This window comes from Actinoplanes sp. HUAS TT8, from assembly GCF_051380535.1.
Taxonomy (GTDB): Bacteria; Actinomycetota; Actinomycetes; order Mycobacteriales; family Micromonosporaceae; genus Actinoplanes.
In genome coordinates, this window is record NZ_CP195646.1 from 4,188,371 (window position 1) to 4,212,136 (window position 23,766).

Annotated in this window: 21 protein-coding genes and 1 pseudogene; 10 read left to right on the top strand and 12 right to left on the bottom strand. The window is 69.4% G+C overall.

The genetic code is table 11. The annotated features are described in order from the left end of the window. Window positions 1-45 precede the first annotated feature (45 nt). Together ACSHV8_RS18895 and ACSHV8_RS18900 are read right to left on the bottom strand one after the other, a co-directional pair. A complete protein-coding gene (locus ACSHV8_RS18895; RefSeq protein WP_436534864.1) occupies window positions 46-2,124 on the bottom strand; it encodes a M14 family zinc carboxypeptidase in 2,079 nt (692 codons plus the stop codon). Window positions 2,125-2,262: 138 nt separating this feature from the next. After that, window positions 2,263-2,739, bottom strand: coding sequence for a GNAT family N-acetyltransferase (locus ACSHV8_RS18900; RefSeq protein WP_436534866.1), 477 nt, complete (start codon window positions 2,737-2,739; stop codon window positions 2,263-2,265). Between the two features lie 111 nt (window positions 2,740-2,850). Between ACSHV8_RS18900 and ACSHV8_RS18905 the strand changes: the two genes are divergently transcribed. Both ACSHV8_RS18905 and ACSHV8_RS18910 read left to right on the top strand, forming a co-directional pair. Beyond that, window positions 2,851-3,018, top strand: coding sequence for a hypothetical protein (locus ACSHV8_RS18905; RefSeq protein ID WP_436534868.1), 168 nt, complete (start codon window positions 2,851-2,853; stop codon window positions 3,016-3,018). A gap of 25 nt (window positions 3,019-3,043) precedes the next feature. Next, complete coding sequence (locus tag ACSHV8_RS18910; protein WP_436534869.1) at window positions 3,044-3,400, top strand: hypothetical protein; 357 nt, start codon at window positions 3,044-3,046, stop codon at window positions 3,398-3,400. A gap of 15 nt (window positions 3,401-3,415) precedes the next feature. Here the strand turns inward: ACSHV8_RS18910 and ACSHV8_RS18915 are convergent, their stop codons facing one another. Both ACSHV8_RS18915 and ACSHV8_RS18920 read right to left on the bottom strand, forming a co-directional pair. Continuing rightward, window positions 3,416-4,210: an IclR family transcriptional regulator domain-containing protein gene (locus tag ACSHV8_RS18915; RefSeq protein ID WP_436534871.1), complete on the bottom strand. Its 795-nt coding sequence runs from the start codon at window positions 4,208-4,210 to the stop codon at window positions 3,416-3,418. Between the two features lie 4 nt (window positions 4,211-4,214). Further along, complete coding sequence (locus tag ACSHV8_RS18920; RefSeq protein WP_436534873.1) at window positions 4,215-5,636, bottom strand: amidohydrolase family protein; 1,422 nt, start codon at window positions 5,634-5,636, stop codon at window positions 4,215-4,217. A gap of 211 nt (window positions 5,637-5,847) precedes the next feature. On the opposite strand from ACSHV8_RS18920, the gene ACSHV8_RS18925 reads away from it, so the two are divergent. The 7 genes from ACSHV8_RS18925 to ACSHV8_RS18955 all read left to right on the top strand — a co-directional run bounded on the left by ACSHV8_RS18925 (window position 5,848) and on the right by ACSHV8_RS18955 (window position 11,153). Then, window positions 5,848-6,984 (top strand): CaiB/BaiF CoA transferase family protein, encoded by a 1,137-nt coding sequence (locus ACSHV8_RS18925; RefSeq protein WP_436534875.1) that lies wholly within the window; start codon window positions 5,848-5,850, stop codon window positions 6,982-6,984. Continuing rightward, window positions 6,969-7,715 (top strand): citryl-CoA lyase, encoded by a 747-nt coding sequence (locus tag ACSHV8_RS18930; RefSeq protein WP_436534877.1) that lies wholly within the window; start codon window positions 6,969-6,971, stop codon window positions 7,713-7,715. The genes ACSHV8_RS18925 and ACSHV8_RS18930 overlap by 16 nt, the downstream gene beginning before the upstream one ends. A 12-nt stretch (window positions 7,716-7,727) precedes the next feature. Further along, window positions 7,728-8,591: an extradiol ring-cleavage dioxygenase gene (locus tag ACSHV8_RS18935; RefSeq protein WP_436534879.1), complete on the top strand. Its 864-nt coding sequence runs from the start codon at window positions 7,728-7,730 to the stop codon at window positions 8,589-8,591. After that, window positions 8,588-8,950, top strand: coding sequence for a hypothetical protein (locus ACSHV8_RS18940; RefSeq protein ID WP_436534881.1), 363 nt, complete (start codon window positions 8,588-8,590; stop codon window positions 8,948-8,950). The genes ACSHV8_RS18935 and ACSHV8_RS18940 overlap by 4 nt, the downstream gene beginning before the upstream one ends. Continuing rightward, window positions 8,947-9,906, top strand: a complete 960-nt coding sequence (locus ACSHV8_RS18945; RefSeq protein ID WP_436534883.1) for a quinone oxidoreductase family protein — start codon at window positions 8,947-8,949, stop codon at window positions 9,904-9,906. Before ACSHV8_RS18940 ends, ACSHV8_RS18945 begins: the two co-directional genes overlap by 4 nt. 87 nt (window positions 9,907-9,993) lie before the next feature. After that, entirely contained in the window at window positions 9,994-10,845 is an 852-nt protein-coding gene (locus ACSHV8_RS18950; RefSeq protein WP_436534885.1) for a LysR family transcriptional regulator, read from the top strand. Between the two features lie 2 nt (window positions 10,846-10,847). Further along, window positions 10,848-11,153, top strand: coding sequence for an STAS domain-containing protein (locus ACSHV8_RS18955; protein WP_436534886.1), 306 nt, complete (start codon window positions 10,848-10,850; stop codon window positions 11,151-11,153). Here the strand turns inward: ACSHV8_RS18955 and ACSHV8_RS18960 are convergent. Continuing rightward, on the bottom strand, window positions 11,150-12,736 hold the full coding sequence (locus ACSHV8_RS18960) for a diguanylate cyclase (protein WP_436534887.1): 1,587 nt from the start codon (window positions 12,734-12,736) through the stop codon (window positions 11,150-11,152). The genes ACSHV8_RS18955 and ACSHV8_RS18960 overlap by 4 nt on opposite strands. Window positions 12,737-12,913: 177 nt before the next feature. Here ACSHV8_RS18960 and ACSHV8_RS18965 point away from each other — a divergent pair. Beyond that, window positions 12,914-13,579: pseudogene (locus ACSHV8_RS18965) on the top strand (serine/threonine-protein kinase); the annotation flags it as partial. Between the two features lie 635 nt (window positions 13,580-14,214). Here the strand turns inward: ACSHV8_RS18965 and ACSHV8_RS18970 are convergent. The 7 genes from ACSHV8_RS18970 to ACSHV8_RS19000 all read right to left on the bottom strand — a co-directional run bounded on the left by ACSHV8_RS18970 (window position 14,215) and on the right by ACSHV8_RS19000 (window position 23,332). Then, window positions 14,215-15,483, bottom strand: a complete 1,269-nt coding sequence (locus ACSHV8_RS18970) for an FAD-dependent oxidoreductase (RefSeq protein ID WP_436534889.1) — start codon at window positions 15,481-15,483, stop codon at window positions 14,215-14,217. Between the two features lie 186 nt (window positions 15,484-15,669). After that, window positions 15,670-16,188, bottom strand: a complete 519-nt coding sequence (locus tag ACSHV8_RS18975) for a trypco2 family protein (RefSeq protein WP_436534891.1) — start codon at window positions 16,186-16,188, stop codon at window positions 15,670-15,672. Then, on the bottom strand, window positions 16,185-19,520 hold the full coding sequence (locus ACSHV8_RS18980) for an ABC transporter transmembrane domain-containing protein (protein WP_436536824.1): 3,336 nt from the start codon (window positions 19,518-19,520) through the stop codon (window positions 16,185-16,187). Before ACSHV8_RS18980 ends, ACSHV8_RS18975 begins: the two co-directional genes overlap by 4 nt. 74 nt (window positions 19,521-19,594) lie before the next feature. After that, window positions 19,595-21,283, bottom strand: coding sequence for an ABC transporter ATP-binding protein (locus ACSHV8_RS18985; RefSeq protein ID WP_436534893.1), 1,689 nt, complete (start codon window positions 21,281-21,283; stop codon window positions 19,595-19,597). 127 nt (window positions 21,284-21,410) lie between these two features. Then, on the bottom strand, window positions 21,411-21,824 hold the full coding sequence (locus tag ACSHV8_RS18990) for a hypothetical protein (RefSeq protein WP_436534895.1): 414 nt from the start codon (window positions 21,822-21,824) through the stop codon (window positions 21,411-21,413). 75 nt (window positions 21,825-21,899) lie between these two features. Beyond that, on the bottom strand, window positions 21,900-22,691 hold the full coding sequence (locus tag ACSHV8_RS18995; protein ID WP_436534897.1) for a hypothetical protein: 792 nt from the start codon (window positions 22,689-22,691) through the stop codon (window positions 21,900-21,902). A gap of 107 nt (window positions 22,692-22,798) precedes the next feature. Continuing rightward, window positions 22,799-23,332 (bottom strand): LURP-one-related/scramblase family protein, encoded by a 534-nt coding sequence (locus ACSHV8_RS19000; protein WP_436534898.1) that lies wholly within the window; start codon window positions 23,330-23,332, stop codon window positions 22,799-22,801. Window positions 23,333-23,766 lie beyond the last annotated feature (434 nt).

Consider the following 23,766-nt stretch of genomic DNA (forward strand, 5'->3'; position numbering starts at 1 on the left):
GGGAGTGGGCGACCACCTCGGTGGCCCACTCCCGGGAGTCCGGGATCAGCGAGTCGCGGCGGCTTCCCGGGCCTGGACCTCGCTGGCCACCCGGACCAGCTCGATCAGACCGCCCGCATACTCCTGCGCCTCGGCGTGCGCCTCGTCGTACGGCGGCTGGAATCCGACGCCCTCCCATTCCTGGGTCGTGTCGTTCCAGATGTCGTTGCCCACCTCGAAGTCCCACGCGTCGATGCCCAGCTCGTAATAGAGCTGGTCGGCCGAGTTCCCCGCGGCCGAGTAGAGAACGTCGGCGACCGGCCCGGTGTAGGCCGGCCAGGTGACCGTCCCCCGGGACGAGGCGATGGCGCCGACGATGCGGCGGGCGCTGTCCAGGAAGAACTTGGACTCGTCGATGGACGGCCGGGGCAGCGTGATCCGTCCGTCGGCCCGGTAGGAGCCGGGCGGCCACATGAAGTAGCCGCCGTAGGAGTGCACATTCATAGCGAACCGGATGTTCGGGTGCGCGGTGGCGAGCGCGATGACGTTGGAGCTCTCCGCCTCGGACAGTTCGCCGGTACCGGCGTACGTACCGGAAAGGCAGTTGGCGCTGCCGCCGACGTATCCGTCGAAGTAGGAGCCGACCGTGTAGTTACGGTTCACGTCGACGCCCCACGAATCGCGGTAGCGCGGGTCGCGACTGGTGCCGGCGCAGTGGTCGACCAGGTTCTTGCGCTGGAAGTTGTAATCGTTGAAGGAATAGTTCGCGCCGTCCGGGTTGACGGTCGGAATGATGAAGACGTCGACGTTGTCGACAAGGGCTTTCGTCGCCGGGTCGGTGGCGTAATTGGCCAGCAGCCGCTCGGCGAATTCCAGCGTGACGAGCGGGGTCGCCCATTCCCGGGCGTGTTCCTGGGAGTACGCGAGCACGCCGATCCTGGACCCGTCGCGCACCTTGCCGATCCGCAGCGCCTGCACGGTCCACGGCTTCTTCGACACCTCGGTGCCCTTGAGGCCGTCGTCGAGCCGGACCGGCGCGACCACCGGCATCCTCAGCCCGGCCGAGCCGTTCTCCACCGAGGCGCGGAACGTCTGCGGATACTTCGCGGTGATGAACGCGGCGACGTCGTCGGTGGTGCTGATCGTCGCGCCGGTGCTGTCGGTGGCGAGACGGACGGTCAGCACCCGGTCGGCGTAGGACGCGGCCAGCGGACGGTTCGCCGCGCCCGGGTCGACGGTGCGGACCTGCACGCCGTTCATACCCTGGTCACCGAACTTGATCGACTCGACGACGACGGCGGCGACGGCCGGGTCACCGAGGTAGGCCACCGCCGTACGTCGATAGCCTTGGGTCTTGTTGGGTAGGTTGATGACGTCGACCAGCTTCGGGTACTGCCGGGCCAGCCGCTTGATCCGGGCCGTGATGTCGGTCGGGGTCATGTAGGCGGCGATGAAATCCTGCTGGTAACCGGCGGGCGTCGGCGGCGGGGTCGCGGCCGGCCACGCCGACGGCGTCACCGCGCGGGACACCCCACCGAGGCTGGACGTGGCCGAGACCTTCACCGGCTTGCCGGGCAGCGGTTGCGGCAACGCGTAGTGGTACTGGTATTCGCCCGAGTCCTCGAACCGGACCAGCGGATACGTGCCGGTGGTGCCGTCGGCGGCGGTCCACGTCACGGAAATTTCCACGTCCGGGTCGTCGGTGGCGGTGGTGGCCACCTCGGTCTGCAGGAACGTGCGACCGCCAGCAGTCCACCAGTAGGCCTGCAGGAACTGCAGGGTGTCGGCGGTCTCGGCCAGTTTCGAGCGCCGCGCGGGCGCGCTCGACTCGGTCTCGATCAGCTGGACCGGCACCGCACCGGTCCTGACCAGGTCGGCCAGCTGCACGTCGTCGACGACGACATCGGCCAGGACGGCACCGGCGTCGGTCTTCGGCCGGGCCGCGAGATCGGCGCCCTGGACCACGAGACGGTCCAGCGCCGCCTGATCGGCCAGGCGGAAACGGATCAGCGCATGCTCGCCACTGCTGAGTGCGATGGCCGGGGCGGCGGCTGCGGCGGGTTCGGCGTCGGCCGGGGTGGCGGCGAACGAGGAACCCAGGATGAGCAGGGCGGCGGTGGCCGCCCAACGGGCTCGGAGTGACATCAAGCCTCCTGGGGCATAGAAGGACGTGAGATCACCCCATCGCTTACATCGATCCGTGTCAACATCCCGGCTTGCCGCCGGGTCCGCTTCGGGCAGGCTCGAACCATGCGCACGTACGGCGTCAGCCCCCGCCCGCGGTCACCCGTCGAGCCGCAGGATCGTCTCCTCGATCTCCGCGTTCCGGGCGTTGGCGAAGCCGACCTCGGTGCCCGTGACCACGAAACCGGCCTTCTGCAGCACCCGCAGCGACCCGGCGTTGTCGCCGGCCACCCGGGCGAGCACCGGCCGCACCGGAACCTCGTCGAGCAGCAGCGCGAGCGCGCGACTGGCGATGCCCTGCCCCCAGAAGGCCCGATCGATCCAGTACGTGAACTCGGTGTCGTCCCCCATCAGGAAGCTTGCGATGCTGCCGACCAGCCGCCCGTCCAGCGTGATGGCCCGATTGACCACCCCGGGCCACGCCTTGATCTTCGCCATGTGCGCGTCGAACGCTGCCCGATCGTCGGGATCCTTGGCCGTGAACCCGGCCATCCGCACCGACTCCGGATCCCGCATCTGCTCGAACAGAGCATCAAGATCGGAATCAACGATCGGTCGCAGCGCCACCTCAGTCACAAGAATCCCCCCGAAACTGTCCCGATGAGGGGGCCGAATGTATCAGCATCACTGGATGCCGGGGCGCCTTCGCCGAGCGATCCACGCCCGTGAGTCACGTACAGTCCGGTTGTGTTCGACTTCAACGGCGAGGCCGACAAGCAGCCGCCATCCGAGCCGCTCAAACGCCGGATCGCTGCCTACTCCCGCACGTTCGTCATCATGATCGCCCTCGCCGCGGTCGCCCTCTTCATGCTCGGCTTCGCCCTGCTGTGGACCGTCAAGGCGTTCCGCGCCTGAGCTGCCCACCTCATAAACTGCGCTCGTGACCGCTGGATCCCCGTTCACGATCATTGCTGAGCCGACATTCGTGGCGCGGTTCCTTCTCGATCCCCGCACGGACACCGCCGACACGGTCGCCAACGTCGACGCGTTCGTCGATCTGCCCGACGGCTCGTCCTGGACGCTGACGATCCTCACCGCCGATGAGGTCGGCAGGCTGCTCATTCGGTGGAAGGACAGCGGCGAGGCCGCGAACGGCAGCTACTTCTGGGTCGCCGACCAGCTGATCGTGCCGGCTCCCGGCCTGCCCGCGATGACCGCGGCCATCCGCGAGCTGGTCCGCACCGGTGACATCACCGACGTCGGTATTCGAGCGGGAGACGACGCGGTCCTCGGGTAGGACCGTGGTGGGAGTTCAGATCGTGGTTGAGGGGACCGCGGCGGCCAGGGCCCAGTCGTGGCCGATGTCGGCGGCCGTGCGCAGCAGTTTGGGCAGGTGGTCCTCGATCAGGGTTTCGAGCGAGGTCTCGGCGGCATGCACCGTCACGTTGATGGCGGCGACGACGCGGCCGTCGCCGTCGCGGACGCCGGTGGCGACCGAGCGGATGCCCGGGGCCAGGTCCTGGTCGGCCAGGGCCCAGCCTTTGGCGCGGACCTCGCGCAGGGACGCCTCCAACTCGGCCGGGGTCGGCTGCCAGCGTGCGTTGATGCCGGAGCGGGACGCCTCGGCCAGGACGCTGTCGACCGAGCCGGGGGGCAGGGCGGCGAGCAGGACTTTGCCCATCGAGGTGGCCGGGGCCGGGAAGCGGGTGCCGATGGTCACCGCCAGGGTCACGATCTTGGGGACGGCGACCCGGGCGACGTAGACGATGTCGCTGCCGTCCATCTGGGCCATCGACGTGGACTCGTTGGTCTGGGCGACGAGTTTCTCCATGTGCGGGCGGGCGATGTCCCACATGTTCAGCGCGTTCACGTAGGCCATGCCGAGTTCGAGCACGCGCGGCGTGAGCGCGTATCCGCGGCCCGCGCCGCGCACGTACCCGAGCGTTTCCAGGGTGATCAGGATCCGTCGCACCGTGGGCCGGGCCAGGCCGGTCTGCCCGGCGATCTCGCTGAGCGTCATCGCCGGGGTCCCGGGCCGGAAGGAGCGCAGGACTTCGAGGCCTCGGGCGAGCGCCTCGATGAAGTCGGTCCTTCCGATGTCGGTCACGCGGTCAATGCTTCCATTGCGCGGATCCGGCGTCGTACTCGGTGTACTGGTACGGGTTGTCGAAGAGTTCGGCCGCCGGGACGTCCGGGTTCATGCCGCGCCGCCAGGCTTCCTCGCCCATGGTCTCGCGCAGGTAGGAGACGGTGTCCTCGACCTTGGCGCGGGCCGTGGCCAGATCCACGCCGACCAGCTTGCCGTCGCGTTTGACGACCTTGCCGCCGACCAGGACCGTGTGCACGTCGCCGCGCTGGGCCTGGAAGGCCACGTGACCGTACGGGTTGAGGATGGGGAACATCACCGGGGACGCGTCGTTCTTGAGCAGCACGACGTCGGCCTGCCGGCCCGGGGTGAGCGCGCCGACCTGCGAGTCCATCCCGAGGGAGCGGGCGCCGCCGCGGGTCGCCCAGTCGACGACCTGTTCGGCCCGCAGGTGGTGGTTGGTGATGGTCTGCTGTTGGGCGTGGGCTTCCAGGTGTTCGCGGGAGCGGTCGGCGCTGAGGGTGGTGCGCATGGCCGAGAACAGGTCGCCGCTCCACCAGACGCTGGTGTCCATCGACAGCGACACCGGGATCCCGTGCCGGCGCAGCTGCCAGGTGGGCGGGTATCCCTGCCCCGCGCTCTGCTCACTTTCGGTCGAGACGGAGACGCTGCCGCCGGTGGCGGCGATCCGATGGTACGAGTCGGAGCTGAGCGTCGCCGCGTGGACGTAGACGGTGCCGGGCGTCATGAACCCGTTCTCGTACATCAGGCGGATGCCCTCGTCGTTGGTCGCGCCCCACACCCCGGCGTGGGTGGTGACCGGCACCCCGAGTTCGCGGGCGACCTCGAACGCGGCCTTCTCCGGGAACGCCGGGTCGCCGGTGACGTCGAAGGCCAGCTGGAACCCGGCGAGTTTGCCGCTGTCGACGCGGCGCCGCACGAAGTCGCGGAAACTGTCGGAGGCGGTCCAGTCCCACGGGCCCTGCTGGATGTTGCCGTAGGCCAGCACGAACCGCCCGGGGACGGCTTCGAGCGCGTCGACCGCGGCGTCGGCGTGCTGCGCGGTCTGCAGCCCGTGCGACCAGTCGACAGTGGTGGTGACGCCGGCGTCGATGGCCTCGATCGCCGAGAGCAGGTTGCCGGCGTAGATGTCCTCCGGGCGGAAGAGCTTGCCGGACTCCAGGTAATACCAGACGAAGTACTGCGTAAGGGTCCAGTCGGCACCGTAGCCGCGCATCGCGGTCTGCCACATGTGCCGATGCGTGTCGATCATGCCGGGCATCACGATGCCGCCGGTCGCGTCGATCTCCTCGGCGCCGTCGGGCGCGGTGAGGTGGTGACCCACCTCGGCGATGCGGTCGTCGATCACCAGGACGTCGGCACCGGGCAGCACCGTGTGCGCGTCGTCCATGGTGAGCACCAGGCCGTTGCGGAAGATAGCGCTCATCGTCACCTTCTTTCGGACGCCTGTCCGCTGTGCGGGCAGCTCAGATCGTCCAACAGTGTCCCCGGTCACTTGCGATGTCAAGGAGTTGTTTCGACGAGATTTCAATCAACCCATTTTCCCGTACGGGATCCCAGCCTGGAACGTTGACAGAGCGGTCCCGACCGCGAAAGCTAGATCCGGCGGACACCTGTCCGCAGAACGGGCGGTACTTATGACCGAGCACCACACGGGCCCCCTGGCCGGCCTGCTCGTGGCCGACTTCTCCCGGGTTCTGGCCGGGCCGTACGCGACGATGCTGCTCGCCGACCTGGGCGCTCAGGTGATCAAGGTGGAGGGCCCCGGCGGCGACGACACCCGCACCTGGATGCCCCCGGTCCGCGACGGCGTGTCGACCTACTACCTGGGCATCAACCGCAACAAGCGGTCGATCGCGCTGAACCTGAAGGACGACGACGACCGGGCGGCGGCGCAGGAGCTGGCCCGGCGCGCGGACGTGCTGATCGAGAACATGCGGCCGGGCGGACTGGCCCGGTTCGGGCTCGACTACGACACCGTCGCGGCCGGCAACGCGGGGGTCGTCTACGCCAGCATCAGCGGCTTCGGCACCGGGGCGGGCGCGTCCATGCCCGGGTACGACCTGATGGTCCAGGCCATCTCCGGGCTGATGAGCCTCACCGGCGACCCGGACGGGTCGCCGTTCCGGGCCGGGATCTCGGTCTTCGACGTGATGGCCGGCATGCACGCGAGCATCGGCATCCTGGCCGCGCTGCACCGCCGGGCCGAGACCGGGCGCGGCCAGCACGTCGAGGTCAACCTGCTCAGCTCGGCCCTGTCCGGCCTGGTCAACCACTCCAGCGGGTACGTCGCGGGCGGCACGATCCCGTTCCGGATGGGCAACGCGCATCCGAGCCTCTTCCCGTACGAGCCGCTGCCCACGGCCGACGGCGAGCTGATCGTGATCGCCGGCAACGACGGGCAGTTCCGCAAGCTCTGCCAGGTGCTCGACCTGCCGGGGCTGCCGGACGATCCGCGTTTCGGGCGCAATCAGGACCGTACGGCCAATCGGGAGGAGCTGCGGCCGATCCTGGTGGAACGCCTCACCAAGAGGACCAAGGACGAGTGGTTCCGGGACCTGATCGCGGCCGGGGTGCCGTGCGCGCCGATCAACACGATCGACGGCGGGGTGGCCTTCGCCGAGGAGCTCGGACTGGAGCCGGTGGTGACGGTCGGCGGGGTGCCCAGCGTGCGTAACCCGATCACGTTCTCGGAGTCGCCGGCGGCGTATCAGCTGCCGCCGCCCGGGCTGGACGAACACGGCGAGGAGATCCGCGCATGGCTGAAGAACTGAGGTTTCCGACCGGGCTCGGCACGTCCGACGCCGACACCATCTCGCTGCTGGGACAGGACCTGGCCGCCGACCTGATGGGCCAGGTCGGGTTCGGCGAGCTGGCGTTCTGGCTGGTGGCCGGGCGTCGTCCGACTTCTTCGGAGGTACGGCTCTTCGAAGCGGTGCTGGTGGCCCTGGCCGATCACGGGTTCACGCCGACGGCGATCGCGGCCCGGCTCACGTACCTCTCGGCGCCGGATTCGCTGCAGGGCGCGCTCGCGGCCGGGCTGCTCGGCGGCGGCTCGCGGTTCCTGGGCGTGACCGAGGACTGCGGAAAGTTCCTGGCCGCGGCCCTCAAGGACGCCGATAGTGACGACTTCGACGAGATCGCGCGCCAGGCGATCGCCAACGCCAAGGGCCGGATCCCGGGCCTCGGGCACCCGGTCCACAAGGTCCTGGACCCGCGCACCCCGGTGCTGATCGGCATCGCGCACGAGGAGGGCCTCTACGGACGTCACCTTCGTCTGTTCGAGGCGATCGGTCGCGTACACGGAAAGAATTTGCCCCTGAACGGCGCCGGCGTGTGCGGTGCGGCCCTGGCCGACCTGGGATTTCCCGTGGCGATGCTGCGCGGGTTCGCGCTGCTGGCCCGCGCGGCCGGGCTGCTCGGGCAGATCGCCGAGGAACAGCGCCGCCCGATCGCCAACCAGATCTACCTGACCGTCGACCGCAACGCCGTCTACGAGCCGTAAGGGAGGAATGCCATGGCCAGCATCGTCGCGGTCATCGCCTCGACGCACCACCCCTTCTACTACCGGGCCAGCACCTCGACCGGTGAGGACCGGCCGCCGTTCGCCGACGAGTGGACGCGCAAGATCCTCGCCTTCCGTGAGACGCTGACCAGGGCGAACCCGGACGTCCTGGTGATGGTCGGCTCGGACCACTTCCACCAGCTGTGGCTGGACAACATGCCGCAGTTCCTGGTCGGCAAGGCGCCGATGTACGACGCCAACTGGTACAACGAGGAACGCGAGTTCGGGCTGCCGCGGATGGTCCTGAAGGGCCAGGAGGACCTGTCCGGGCACATCCTGCGGGCCGGGCTGGACGCCGGTTTCGACCTGGCGTTCAGCAACGAGCTGCGCATCGACCACAGCGTGACCTGCCCGATCATCACGCTGCGGCCCGAGGCCGACCTGCCGATCGTGCCGATCTACACCAACATCTTCGCGCCGCCGCTGCCCCAGCCGAAACGGTTCGTGCAGCTGGGCGAGGCGATCCGGGAGATCATCGAGCAGTGGCCGTCGCACCTACGGGTCGCGGTGATCGGAACCGGTCACCTGTCGCTGGAACTGGGCGGGCCGCGGCAGTTCGGGCCGCACGGTCCGGACCCCGAGTTCGATCAGCGGGCGGTCGAATGGATCGCCAACGGGGACCTCGACGGGTGTCTGCGCGAGGTGACGCTGGACAGCCTGCACTCGCCCGGCAACGCGACCCACGGATTCATGGACTTCATGCTGATGATGGGCGTGGCCGGGGCCGGCGTGAAGGCCGACTACGTCGACACGCTCGACCTGTTCCACACCATGGAGGCGTATTTCACCTGGTACCCGAACGGAGGCCCGGCGTGAGCAAGTATCTGCTGAACAAGTTCCTGTTCACCGTGGACCGCGACCCCGAGCTGGTCGAACGCTACCGGCACGAGCCGGCCGAACTGGTCGCGTGGTGGGAGGCGAACGTCGCCAACTCGCTGCTCAACAGCCACACCGGTGAGGCCGGCACGTGGCTGGCGTTCACCGAGGACGAGCGGAACGCGCTGATCGGGCACGACCATGTGCGGCTGTTCGAGCTCGGCTCGCACCCGTTCCTGACGTTGACGCTGTTCATCGCCATGTTCGAACGGGACAACAAAGAACCCCTCGAATATCAGAAGGCGTACGGGGCGGCGCTCGCGCACCTGTCGATGCCGTACCCGGACATCGCGACGTGATCAGCGCCGCCGTCCTGACCACCTGCGGACAGGCGCCGGTCATCGAGCAGAGACCGGCGCCGGTCCCGGCCCGCGGGGAGCTGCTGGTCGACGTGGTGGCGGTGCCGATCACGCCGCTCGACCTGCTCTGCGCTTCCGGGGTGAGCTACTTCGGTACGCCGTCGACGCCGTACGTGCCCGGGGTCCAGGGGGTCGGTCGTCTGGCCGACGGGTCGCCGGTCTGGTTCGCGACGGCGGCCGGGATGCGGCCGGGCGACGGGAGCATGGCGTCCGTGGTCGCGGTGCCGGCGGCCGACGTGGTGCGCCTGCCCATCGACGTACGTCTCAATTGGCATTTGATCTCGGCCTTGGGTCTGTCGGCCGTGGCGGCGCACGGCGCTCTGCATCGCGCCGGTGGCCTGGCCGAGGGTGAGCAGGTCGTCGTGCTCGGCGCCGGTGGCGTGGTCGGGCAGGCCGCCGTGCAGCTCGCCAAACTGGGCGGCGCCCGACGGGTCGTCGCGGTCGCGCGCTCGGAGCGATCCCTGGCCCGGGCGGCCGAACTCGGCGCCGACGCGACCGTGCGGCTGACGCCGGACGGATTCGAGGAACGCCTGCGGGCGGCGACCGACGGGCCGGCCGACCTCGTCGTCGATCCGATCTTCGGAGCACCGGCGGCGGCCGCACTGCGCGTGCTGCGACCGGATGGCCGGCTGGTCAACCTCGGCTCGTCGGCCGGGCCGACCGCGCCGATCGACTCGGCGACCCTGCGCGGAGGATCGCTGCAGGTCATCGGCTACACGAACAACGCGCTGCCGGTCGAGGTGCGAGCCGCCGTCCTCACCGAGATCGCCGAGCACGCGGCGGCCGGGCGGCTGACCGTCGACCACGAAAGCGTGCCATTCGCCGATGTCACCTCCGCGTGGGAACGGCAAGCCGCCGACCAGGGAAAAGGCCGGATCGTCCTGGTACTCCCATAGAGCAATCACCGGCGTCGGCCGGTCGCGCCGATTATGCTCGGTCCCGGAACTGTCGTGGTTCATTGTGCCGGGACGAGGGACAACGCGATGGAGTTACGGCAGCTGGAGCACTTCGTGGCGGTGGCCGAGGAGGGAGTCTTCGCCCGCGCCGCCGCCCGCTGCCGGATCGCCCCGTCCGGGCTGTCCACGTCGATCCGCGCCCTGGAGGCCGACCTCGGCGCCGAACTGTTCGCCCGGACCACCCGCCGGGTCACCCTCACCACCGCCGGTTCCGCGCTGCTGCCGCAGGCCCGCGCGACATTGAGCGCGGCCGCCGCGGCCCGCAGCGCGGTCGACGGTGTGGCCCGCGGCTTCCTCGCGATCGGCGGCATACCCACACCCGGGCTGCTCGATCAGGCGACCGCGCTGGAACGGTTCGCCGCCCGCTTCCCGCAGGTCGAGGTCCGCTACACCAACGACACGTCGGACGGGCTGCTCGACCGGGTGCTCGGGCGGCGGCTCGACCTGGCCATCGTCTCGCTGCCACCGATCCCGCCGGCCGGGGTGACCGTGCGCGAACTGGCCCGCGGCCGGGTCCGGCTGGCCTGCCGGGCCGACCACCGCTTCGCCGGGCGACCGGTGGTGACCTGCGGCGAGGTGGCCGGGGAGAAACTGGTGACGGCGCAGCCCGGGTCCCGCGGGCACGACTACCTCGAACGGATCTTCGCGGCGGCCGGGATGCCACGGACCGCGCCGCACGAGGTGCACGACGTGCCGACCATGCTGGAATTCGTCGACCGGGGACTGGGCGTGGCACTGGTCGTGGACGGGATGACCGCGTCGCGGCCCGGCCTGAGCACGGTGGCGATCGACGACGACGCCCTGACCTGGACCCTGGCCGCGGTCACCCCGGCCGTGTCGTCGCCGGCCGCGCACGCGTTCCTGGCCGAGCTCGGGTAACCGTGCACATCTCGGTGACCGGCGGCGACTCGGACACCCGTGTGCTGGTCGTGGCCGGGGAACTGGACATGGCGGCGGCGCCGCACGTGCACACCGCCGCCGCGACGGCCCTGCGGGACGATCACGTACGCCGGCTGGTGATCGACTTCGCCGACGTGACGTTCCTGGACTGTGCCGGGATCGCGGCGCTGCTGGAGGTGTCCCGGCGGGCCCGGGCCCGGGGTGCGGACGCCGTGCTGGTCCACCCCCGGCCGCTGGTGCAGCGCGTCCTCGAGGCGACCGGTGTCGCCGAACGGCTGATGGGCTAGGACGCCTGTTTCAACAGGTGGAACGGGCCGTCCGCGGTGCGGTCACGGCCGCTCTCCTTGGCCGCGTACAGATGCGTGTCGGCCAGCCGCAGCAGCGCCTCCTGGGTGCGGCTGCTCTCCCCGGACGTGGCCACGCCGATGCTGGCGGTCACCGGAACGGTCCCGGTGATCGGCCGCCACTCCTGGCCGCGGATGGCCATCCGCAGACGCTCGGCCCACGCGTACGCCTCCTCGGGGTCGGCCCCGGGCAGCACCAGCAGGAACTCCTCGCCGCCGAGCCGGGCTGCGAACGCGTCCTTCACCGGCGCCGCCGCATCGGTCAGCAACTCGGCGATCCGCCGCAGCACCTGGTCACCGACCTCGTGCGAGCACGTGTCGTTGATCCGCTTGAAGTGATCCAGGTCGACGATCGCGATCGACAGCGGGGTGTGCGCCTCCTGCGCCTGCCCGAGCAGGACCGGCAGCTCCACGTCCACGAAACGGCGGTTGAACAGGCCGGTCAGCGGGTCACGCAGGGACAGCTCCTGGGCGCGCGCACCGGCCCGGCGGGCCTCGTCGGCCTCGTACATCGCATGAAGGGTCTTCGCCCGGGCGTCCCGCTCGCTGGAGGTGAGCGCCATCGCGGCGGCGTGGAACGCCTTGTACTCGTCGAGCGCCTCGGCGAACCGGCCCGCGTCGGCCCAGATCTCGGCCTGCTCACGGCGCATCTCGACGGCGACCCCGGACAGCTGACGGTCCTCGCACAGGTGCCGGCAGCGGTCGACCGCGTCCTGCGCCTTGGCCAGATCGCCGGCCCGGCGATACACCTGCGAGAGCGTGACCAGGCACAGGGCCCGGGAGCCGACCTCCTCGTAGGCGCTGGCGTATTCGTCGTCGAGCACCGGCAGCAGCGTGGTGATCGCGTCCTCGTACCGTCCCGCTCCGAGCTGCACGTTCGCCACCGTGTCCAAAGTGTTGTAGTCCAGGGTCAGGTCGTACTCGGCGGCCAGGCGCAGGATCCGCTCGACCGCCACCTCGGCCTTCGTGCTGTCACCGACGTCCTGCTCGGTGTAGGCCAGGTTGTTGAACACCCGGATCCGCGCCCGGATGTCCCCGAGAGTCACCGACAGCCGCTCGGCCTCGGCGTAGCGCTGCCGCGCGCCCTCGATGTCCTCGACATCGGCCAGGGCATCGGCCAGCGCCATCACGCACCGCCATCGAAGGTACGGCGAAGCCCCCTCCCCCATCCGGGAGAACGCCTCCAAGGCTCCGAGCGCGTGCTCCAGCGCCGTCGGATAGTCGCCGAGCTGCCCGAAGTACGGCGACAGCCGCAGATGACTGAGCGTCAGCAGCAGCAGATGGCCGTGGTCGGCCGCCCACGCGTTGACCTGTCGGCAGATCTGCCCGCTGGTGATCACGTCGCCGCGCCGGCCGACCAGATCCGCGCGCAGCAGCTGCGCCCGCAGTTCCAGGTCGGTGGCCCCGATCGCGGCGGCGGCCGCCTCGATGTCGGCGGCGCGGGTGAACCATTCGTCCAGGTCCATGCCGTACCTCGGTTGCTCCTCGAGCGCGGTCAGTTCCACGTTCAGAGTCCTCGGGTCCATGTCCCGGCTCATCGGCTCGCCCGGCGTGGTCCTGAGCACTCCACGAGATCGGCATGGGTAAACTCCGGCGCGTTGCCGCCAGAGGGAGTACAGGTCGATATGAGCATGCCGCTACGTCCCGGGGACGAGACCCGGCTCGGACGGTACGAGCTGATCGGCCGGCTCGGTGAGGGCGGCATGGGCACCGTCTTCCAGGGGCGGGACCCGGACGGGCGGCTCGTCGCGATCAAGATGGTGCGGCCCGAGTTCGCGCACGACACCGAGTTCCGCGCCCGGTTCCGCAGCGAGGTGAACCGGGCCAAGCAGGTGCCGCCGTTCTCGACGGCCGAGGTGCTCGACGCCGACCCCGATCACGAGCCGCCGTACCTGGTGGTCGAGTTCGTGGACGGGCCGAGCCTGGCCGCCGAGGTGCGGGACAACGGGCCGCTGTCCGGGGCGGCACTGCACGGGGTGGCCGTGGGCATCGCGACCGCGCTGACCGCGATCCACGGGGCCGGGGTGATCCACCGGGACCTCAAGCCGGGGAACGTGCTGTTCGCGCGCGGCGGGATCAAGGTGATCGACTTCGGGATCGCGCGGGCGTTCGAGGCGACCAGCCAGCACACGCGGACCGATCAGCTGGTCGGGACCGTGGCGTACATGGCGCCGGAACGATTCGACCCGGCCGACGGGCGGCCGGTGACCTCGGCGGCGGACATCTTCGCCTGGGGTGCCGTGGTGGCGTTCGCGGCGACCGGGCGGACGCCGTTCGCGGCCGACTCGGCGGCGGCCACCGCGATGCGGATCCTGACCCAGCCGCCGGACCTGTCCGGGCTGCCGGAATCGTTGCGGGACGTGGTGGGGCGGTCGCTGGACAAGGACCCGGCGGCCCGGCCGAGCGCGCGGGAGCTGCTCGACCGGCTGCTGGCCGGATCGCCTCCCGTCCTGGCGGCCGGTGCCTCGGTGGAGGCCGACACCGAACTGGTGCCGCGCCGGCGCTCCCGGCTGCTGCCGGTCACCGCCGCGGTCGTCGTGCTGCTGGCCGCCGGCGGTGTCGTCGCGGCCAAGTACCTGCCGAGCGCCACGGCGGACCGGGCGGCCCCGAGCGTCGAGATCACCGTCAACCGAGGGCCGGCCGGCCCGTCGGCCAGTCCCACGCTCTCGGCCGCCGAGAAGCTGTCGTCGATCATGCTGGGTCATCGCCGGACGCTGATCCACATCGCCGAGGCCGACCGTGACCTGGCCCTGGATCAGCACTACACCGAGGTTCAGGGTGGCGACGGGACCGGCGCCAAGTCGGAGTTCGCCCTGGTTCCGTACGGTGTCCAATTCATGATCCGCTCGCTGTACAACCCGACCGGCGAACAGACCTGCCTCGGCGTGAAAGCCGTCCTCGACGAGTCGGCGCGGCTGGTCTCGACGACGTGCGACCCGACCGACGCGACGCTCTTCTACGTCAAGCGCGCCCAGGGCACCGACGACAAGAAGCGCCCGACCTACTACATCTCCAACGAGCAGTGGGGGTTCGTCCAGTGGAGCGCGGGCGACAAGGTGCTCTTCGTCGAGGTGATCGGGGACGCGCCGCCGCTGTCGACCTTCAGCTTCGTCGACCGGGGACCCCTGTGAGCGTCAGCTCTCCCCGGCGGGGCTCCGGCTCCGGCTCCGGTGAGCAGCGCGACCAGGCTGTCCGGCACGTTCTCGCCGAGGCACATCTCGAAGTCCCGCGCCGCCTCGGCCGCTTCCTCCGCGCTTCGGACAAAAAGAATTTGCTCGTACGCGGTGAGCGCCGCTTCCACGTCACCGGCGTGATCGGCCAGCGCCTGGCCGAGCTCAGCCCCGTCGAGCATGGCCAGGTTCGCGCCCTCCCCGTTCGGCGGTGACAGGTGCGCGGCGTCCCCGAGCAGGGTCACCCCGGGGGTCCGCTCCCAGCGGTGCCCGATCGGCAGGGCGTGCAGGCCGCGCAGCACCGGCGCGGTCTCCCCGTCGGTGATCAGCGCGGTCAGCTCCGGCGCCCAGCCGCGGAACTCGGCCGCGACCCGCGCGGTGGCCGCCCGGGCGTCCGCGAAGTCGATGCCGGCGAACCACTCCTGGGGCCGGGTCAGCGAGACGTACGTGTGCAGCACCCCGCCCGCCTCCCGGTGCGCCTGGATGCCCTGCCCCGGGACGGGCGCCATCAGCGAGCCGGCCCCGACCGCGCGGGCCGCCGCCGGATGCTTGTCGTCCGCGTCGAACAGGTAGGTCTCCACGAACGACGTCCCCACGTACTGCGGCTGCGCCGCCGAGACCAGCGGACGGACGCGCGACCAGGCCCCGTCGGCCCCGACCAGCACATCGGTGACCACGCTCGACCCGTCCGCGAAGGTGACCTCGTGGCGTCCCGCGCCCAGCGGCCGGACCGCGGTGACCTTGTGCCCCCACCGGACCGTGCCCTCGGGCAGCGAGTCGAGCAGCATCCGCCGCAGATCCCCGCGCAGCACCTCGGGCCGGTGGCCGGTGCCGTCGTCGGGCTCGTCGAGCAGGACGCTCCCGTCGTACGCGAGGATCCTCGTCGCCTCGGCGCCCGGCCGGATCAACGCCCGGAACTCGTCGAACAGCCCGGCCGCCTTGAGGGCCGGCTGCCCGTTGTGCTCGTGGATGTCGAGCTGCCCGCCCTGGGTGCGGGCCTCGGCGGACGCGTCGGCCTCGAAGACCGTCGCCGCGATGCCGTTGACGTGCAGCACCCGCGCCAGAGTGAGTCCGCCGAGCCCGGCCCCGATGATCGCGATCATGACACGTCCTTCCCAGCCTGGAATGTCGTTCCAGTTCAACAATGGAACGACATTCCAGAAATGTCAAGGGCAGGTCAGCCGGTCGCCTCCGCGAACTCCACCTCCTCACCGTCGGCGACGGTGAGGAGGAGCGGGCCCGGCTTTCTCGTCGAGATCGACGCCGCCTGACGTCCGGGCCCCGGAAAGTCAGACGGACACGGCCGGACCCAGCTTCAGCGTCACCGTCTGAGTCTCCTCGTCGCCGGCCTCGCCGGCACCGACGATCTTGATCGTGCCCGAGTCGGTCACCACAAAATCGAGAACGACGGTGCTGCTCTTGAGCACGAACGGATCCTCACCGCCCGCCGCGGCCGACAGCGCCGCACGGACGGTGCTGATCGCCTCGACCAGCGCCTTCTCGACATTCCCGCCTCGGACCTCGATCTCCTCGTCCGGGGCCGGAGGTACCAGGGTGATCTCGACGCGCTGCGCGCTGCGCCAGGAGCGTTCAAGGTTGCCGCCGAGCTTCAACCCGACGAACGGCACCGTCAGCTCCACACCACCGCCAAGGGTCTGGCGCGCCATCGCGGTGGTGGACACGGTGACCTCGGTGATCTTGAGGTCCCTCGGTAGGTCGGCCGCGGACAGGTTCGCCTTCTTCACCGCCTTCTTGATCGCCGCGATGATCTCCACGAACGCGATCCCGTCATGCCGCTCGGCGTTCACTGGCTCCACCCTTCATTCACCGGCACGGCGTTCGGGTCGCCGTAGACGCTGTAGGCCAGCCAGGTCGGATCGTCGTCCTGCCGGGCCGCCGCCACCCTGGCCCGGAAGGACGCCTGCCCGAGCGTCAGACCAGCCACCAGATGGGTGTAGAACTCCTCGGCGAAGGCCTGCGCGCTGCTGCTGCGCACATCCCACAGGGTGCCGACGAACGCGCCGGCCCCGGCGGCCAGGAACTGTTGCGCCCAGCCCATCATGCGGGTGTAGTGCGGCACCGAATCGGCCGAGCGGCAGGCGTTGATGAAGATCAGGGGCTGGGAGGTCGCCAGACTGCCGGTCGACTTGGCGTGTTCGAGCAGAGTGGGCACGAAGTCGCCGTCCTCCATGGCGATGGCCGACCCGGCCGATCCCGCCTGATAGGTGTTGTGGCAGGCGAAGTGCATCAACCCCAGGCCGCCGGCGTCGACGAGTCGCAAGAGCTCGGCCAGCTCGGTGACCACGGACGGATCGCCGTCACCGGACACGATCCGGGACAGCGCGTCGACCTCGGCGCCGGCATTGCGAGGGCTCTCCGGAGGCACGACGAACCGGGCGCGGCCGATGCTGACGGTCCGGGAGCGGGGCTGGTTGTAGACCCGGCGCGTGACCGGCATCTGCTCGATGAGGAATCCCGAATCCTCGGTCCGGCTGATCGGATAGAGCAGCTCCCACGGCACGGTGTCCATGCCGGTGGCGATGGAGAAGGTCGTGATGCCGGAACGCACCTGCCAGAACTGCTCCCGCACAGCCTCCGGGACCAGACTGTTCCACAGCGCGATCCCGGTGTTCTGCAGCAGCCGGCGAGCGTTGCCCGGACTGTAACCGGCGGTGCGCCGAGCCAGCCGGCGCACGGTCTGGATGATGTGCTCAGTGGTCTCGTCCGGGCCCGACGACACTGACTCGACGATCACCGGATCGAACAGCTGGGTGTCGCTGAGCAGCTGGAACGTGTACCTGTCCCGGTCACGACGCACCTGCAGCGTCACCTCACCGGCCTCGGCCCGGACGTCCTCGATGCCGCTGCTCTTCACCTGGGTGCCCGCGTCCGGGCCCAGCGCGGTGACGGAGACCTCGAACTCCAACTCGGCCAGGAACGTCCCACCGGCCCAGGCCGTCACGTGCAGTCGCTGCAGGCTGACCGTGCCGGCCCGGAAGACGAAACGGACCGGGTCCGAGTCGCCGTCGACCGGAACGTGCGTCGTCTGCTCCATCGGGCCACGAGCGGTCAGACCCGGGCCCGGCTCGACGATGACGGTCACCGCGATGCCACTCGCACCGACCTCCAGCGGGCGCAGCATCGCCGCGTGACCCTGCGGGGCCGACGACGACCGGCCGATGATGCGCACGGTCAGGCTGATCTCCGCCCCGAGGCGGGCGTGCGAAGGGAAATTCCCCACCAGCCATCGCCGTGGAGGTGGAGGCTCGTGCGCGGGGCCGTACACCGTCTTGTGGCCGGAGACGACGTCGTCGAGCGTGAGGAACCGACCGTCCGGAAGCCACAACGCCGGGTCCCCGTCGGAGGGGATCCAGGCGCGCGATTCCGCCCTGGTGCCCCGATATCGGGCCCACCGCTCACGCTCGTTCGCCACCACCGCCAGCGCCGGGTTGACCGGCTGCCTCGCGCGGCTGCCGTGCCACAGCAGCCACAGACGCCACAGTTCGGCGTAGGTGCCGTTGGCCTGAGCGAGTTGCTGGTGCGATCCGACCTCGCCGACTCGGCCGTCCTCGATCACGACCACCCGGTCGGCGTGGTAGGCCAGGATCAACCGGTGATCGATCGTGACGATCGTCCGACCGGCGAGGGCCTCGTCGAGAGCTCGGTTCACCGCACGCGCGGTCGGCGAGTCCAGCAGTGAGGTCGCCTCGTCGAGCACCAGGACGTTGGGTGGGCGGAGCAGGACCCGGGCCAGCGCCAGTTGCTGTGTCCACGGTGGGGTGAGCGCGACGCCGCCGTCACCGACCACGGTGTCCAGGCCGTCCGGCAGCTCGTCGACCCAGCTCAGGGCCGACACGGTGGCCAGCGCACGCCGAATTTCCTGGTCCGTGGCGTCCGGGGCGACGAAATCGAGGTTGTCCCGCAGGGTGCCGGCGAACACGTGCTGATCCCGGCCGACCAGCATGATCTCGTGGCGGCGGCGCTTCGGGGACAATGAGTTCAGCGGCACATCGCCGACCGTTACGGTTCCCGTGGTCGGCTGGTGAATTCCCGCCAGCAGCAGGCCGAGGGTGGACTTGCCGCCACCCGACGGGCCGACGACCGCGAGGCGCTCCCCCGGTTCCACCGCCAAGTCGATGCCATGCACAACCTCTCGCGAGGAGTTGTAACCGAAGCGGGCCCCGTGAAGTTGGAGGAGGCTGGCTCTCTCCGGCAGCGAGTCACCGGCTGCAGCCGGATCGGGGGCAGCACCCACACCGAGAATCCGGGCCAGTGAGGCCCTTCCGACCTGAAGTTCGTCCAGCCACGACAGAAGTCGGTCCAGCGGATCGATCAGCAGTTGCACGTAGATCACCGCGGCGACGGTCAATCCCAACGGCAGCGTTCCGTTCAGATACAACATGCCGGCCAGCAGAAGGATCGGGATCAAGGTCAGCAGGTACGCCGCCTCGGTCGTCGGCCACCAGACAGTGCGCAGGAAGAGTGTGTATCGCTCAGCTCGCCACGAACGACCCAGAAGCCGATCGGTCAGCGCGACACGCTGCCGCTGCCGGCCGAGTGCCTCCACAGTGCGGGTGCCCGTGGTTGTTTCGGCCAGACTGTCGGTTACCGCAGCGTATGCCGCGTTCTGTCGCAGATAGGCAGTGTCCGCGCGTCGTGCATACCAACGAGTTCCCAGGGCGAAGACCGACGCCCCGAGCAGGATCGGCATCAAGAGGTAGGGACTGACCAGTGCCAGGACAAGCACCACCAGCGCGCTGCGGAACACAGCAATCAAGACCTCAGGCACCGCAAGTCGGACGCACGTGGACAATACGTCGACATCTTTGGTCGCCCGGGTCAGGAGATCTCCGACTCCGGCCGATTCCGACATTCCCAGCGGCATTGCCAGCAGCCGAGCGACGAGGTCCTCACGCAGCCGAGTCAGAATTCGCTCGCCCAGCCGTCCCAGGACAGAATACAAAAAACGCGTCAAAAGCGCCTGTGCCAGCACGAGGATCGCGAATGCAATGCCGAGGCGATCAAGTGTACGGCTGTACCCTTCGGAATGGATGATCTCCACGATGCGACCGAGAATCAACGGACCGGTAACGCCGATCGCGGACGAGGCCACGGCGAGACTCAGCGCGATAAAAGCCATGCCGCTGTGATTGCGAATCAACACCCGAAGGTATTGCCGAATCTCGACCTTTTTGGCGATCGGCAGCGGGCGGCTCACGACGACTCCTCGTCGAGCACCAATCGGGCATAACCGGGCTCCGACAGCAGCAGTTCGCTGTGGCTTCCGGTCGCCAGCACTTCGCCGGCGACCACGTACTGAACGTGGTCCACCCGGTTGAGGACAAAAGGACTCGACGTACAGATGACGGTGGTGCGACCGGCACGAAAATCACGTAGCCGTACCGCGATAAGTGCTTCCGTGAAGGTGTCCACCGCGTTTGTCGGCTCTATCAGGATCAGGATCTCCGGATTCGCGACCAGCGCACGGGCCAGTCGGAGGCGCTGTTGCTGGCCGCCGGAGAGGGAACGGCCCCGCTCGGCGACCTCGGTATCCAGACCGTCCGGGAGCCCCTCGATGACATCAGTCATCGCGGCCGCCTCGATCGCCTCCATCGCACGGTCGCTGCGATGCGGGTTCAGATCGGCGCGGAGGGAACCCGAGAAGAGCAGCGCATCGTTGTCGACGACCAGAATCCTCTTCCGTAGGTCTGTCTGAGGCAAATCGACCAGAGGCACGCCATTCCACTCTGCGCCACCCCGGTAGCCGCCGAGACGATCGGCGATCCGAACCACGGAATGCGGATCCGGGGCCACGAGCGCGATGACGCACCCAGGGGTGATGACCACACCCGACTCTGGATCGACCAGATCTCCAGACACCGGCACGGGCCGCGGACGCGGCGAATCAGCCACGTCCGGCACCTGTTCCAGCATCCCGGTCACCCGCCGGGCGGCGACAACGCCCCTGCTCACTCTCGAGAAAACGTCGGTCAGCTGGCGCAGTGGCGTGGCCAGAAACGCAGCATAAGCGTAGAAAGAGACCAGTTGCCCGATCGTGATCACGCCCGTCATGGCGAGGCGTGCGCCGGACCAGAGGATCAGCACGAGCAGTATGCCGGGCAGGAGCACCTGCACTGCCTCGACGAGCGACTCCATCTCGGCTATCCGGATGCCTTGACGCTCCAGCGCCCGAGAATCGGCGCGATACCGCGCCGCCATGACATCCTCACCGCCCACACCCTGCAACGTCCGCTGCCCAGCGATCAGGTCAGCAGCGCGACCGGTGAGTGCACTCCGGCGCTCTCGGTACATCTGCTGGCGCCGATGCAAAGTCCTGATCAGAAGCCCGGCGATCAGCATGAGCAACGGCACCCCGATCAGCACGACCAGGCCGAGCCGGATCGACGTCGTCAACAGCACAGTCGCGACTATGCAGATCGCCGACAGCGCCCCCAGACCCCGGATTCCCGCATCTGTCGCTCCGCCGAAATTGGTCAGATCCACCGCTCCGAGCGCGATCACCTCGCCGGTCTCGAGGCGACTCGGCAGGTTGGAACCCAGTTTGGTGACCTGCCGGACCATCAGCTGAACAGTTCGGAATGCCGCACCAAGCCAATTCACTACCGAAAATCGGTGACGTGCTATTCCGGCTGCCGTTTGCGCGATGCCTACACAAAAAAGTAAACCGACCACCCCGAAGAAGGACGAACTGCCTCCGGCGATGAGCGCGTCGATCGCCCAGCCGAAGACCGCGGGCGTCAGCGCCTGGGCACACATCCAGAGGACCGCCAGCGTCGCTGCGAGCAGCTGCGACCGGCAAGATTGGCGTACATTCCAGAGCAAAAAGCGCACCGGCGACCGCACGTCCGGCTGACCAGGATCTGCTTCCGGCAGGCGCCGCATGGCTACCAACAGTACGGCCCTGTTATGACGGAAAGCGAGACCCGAGCCCGCCGGACGTACGATTCAAGATCGACGAGCGACGATCATGCAACCGACTTCTGCGGGAATTCCTGGCGATGTTCGGCGGTCAGCAGGCGGCTCGGGCATAGGCGGGCAGGCCGGCGTTCGCGCAGCCGTACCACGTCTCGGTGTAACCGTCGTTGTTGACGAGCAGGGTGTCGGTGGCCGACGAATAACTCAGCTCGGTGATCGAGTTCGTGGTGCCGTACGGGAAGATGTTGAGGGTGTAGGTCGAGCCGGACTTCGCGTACGAGAACGTGGTCTGGCGCTGCACCGGCCAGCCGGTCGGGCTGGGGATGTAGCTGCGCTTCCACCCGGTGCCGGTGGAGCTGTCGAAGCTCCAGATCATCGACGGGGTGAACTGGTCGCCGCCGTCGTGGAACCACACGCGGCCGTTGCCGGCGGCGTGGGCGGCGGTGGGTGCCGCGACCAGGGCGGTGATCGCGACGGCGGCTGCGGCGGCAAGCTTGGTGAAAGACATCGGGGCTCCTCGTGATCGTGGGTCACGTGTAGGAGAGCGCCCGGCCGTGGAAAGTTCCCGCGTCACCCGATGGGGTTACACGGAAGCAAAGCGGGCGGCGAAGGCGACCGCGCCGTAGTCGCCCTGGCGCAGGCGGGTGGCGATGTCGGTCTCGCCGATGGCTTCGAGGGTCCGGGCGGCCGTGTTGATCGCGGCCGGCTCACGGCGCAGCAGTTGGCGGGCCAGCCGCGCCTGGGTGGAGCGCAGTGTCGCGAACGCGCACAGTTCCAGGGCGCTGACGAACTCGTCGGTCAGGGTGCCGGCCTGTGCGTGCTCGACGACCAGTTCGCGCAGCCAGTCGGGCCAGTAACCGTACTTGCCGACGATCTTCCCGGCGTAGATCGCCTCGGCCGGGGTGCGGCCGACGCCGAGAAGGTGCGCGGTGACGTTCACGTCCAGGTGGGCGACGCGCAGCGCGGCGACGAACATGCGCAGCAGCGTGACCGCGCCGATCCGGGGCTCGATCTCGGCGGCGGCCCGGGCGTAGTCGCCGTCGAGCACCCAGGAGACGATCTCGGCCTCGTGCAGCGCGGCCGGGTCGACACCGCGGTCGGCCAGACGGGTGATCGTCTCGCGGAGACGGTTGCGGGCGCCGTCATACCGGTCCCGGATGCCTTCGCTGCTCGGCTTGTTCCGGTAGAGGATCGCGATGTCGGCGGCGATGTCCGCCTCCCGCTGCAACAACTGGGAGGTGATCTTCGGGAGCAGCATCTCGGTCAGGCCGGTCGTGAGGATCGCCTCGTCGAACCGGTCGGACGCGGACTCGAACTGCCGCCACCACTCGGCCGGGTGGGCGTCGATGATCGTCTCGGTGCGCTCGGTGGGCATGAGGCCTCCTTCTTGCCGAACACCCTCATCGGCCGGGCGGCCACGCTCTCAAGACTTTGACTACCGCCGGAACCGCACGCGAGGCCGGGCCTCGCGTGCGGCCGGTGTCAGTGCTCGTCCTCGCGCTGCTCCTTGTCCTTCTTCTCGGCCTCGCGTTCCATCGCCAGATCGAGCGCCAGCACACTGCAGATGATCAAAAGAGGATCAACACCCGATTTGATCTGTACGGCATAGGTGTCCCGCACGGTCAACCAGCGCTTGGAGACGGCCGCGACCTCGTCGCCGTCCAGCTCGATCACATACTCGTGGTCGAGCAGGTCGCCCTTCATCGTCAGGTCGTCGTGCCCGGGGACGTCGATGGTGAACTTGTCCCGGAACGGCGTGAACAGGTTCTTCTTGACCTCGGCGGCTTCCTCGCCACCGATGCGGACCTCATACGTCGGGCGGAGCGCGATCAGGTGGCGGTGCACGGTCGCCACCTCGTCCCCGTTCGGGTCCTCGATGACGAGCTTGTCGCGGATGCTGAACGCCTTGCCGTCGACGCGGTAGACCTTGTTGCCGTCCTCGTCCAGCACGTCGAAGTCGTCACCGATGGCGAAGAATCGCTCCCTGATCACATACATGCCTCGATTCTCCGCCATCACACAGCGCAAACCATCGGTACACACCCCCAACCTCACCCCCAACCCGGCCCAGCCCACCCCCAACCCGGCCGCACCCGCCCGACCCGGCCGCACCCGCCCGGCCCGGCTGGCACCCCGGCCCGGCCCGCGCCGAGCGCTGCCCAACCCCACGACACAGCCCTCAGCACCAGCCAACAACCGCAAGCTTCGCGCCAGCCCGAGCCCCGCGCAGGTCGGGCGGCGCAGGCCCGGCAGCGCGGGTCCGGCCCGGCAGCGCGGGTCCGGCATCCGGCTGGTGCTGAGGGCTGTTTCCGGGCCCCCGAGACAGCCCCCAGCACCAGCCAACAACCGCAAGCTCCGCGCCAGCCCGAGCCCCGCGCAGGTCGGGCGGCGCAGGCCCGGCAGCCCGCGGGGTGGCCCGGCAGCGCGGGTCCGGCATCCGGCTGGTGCTG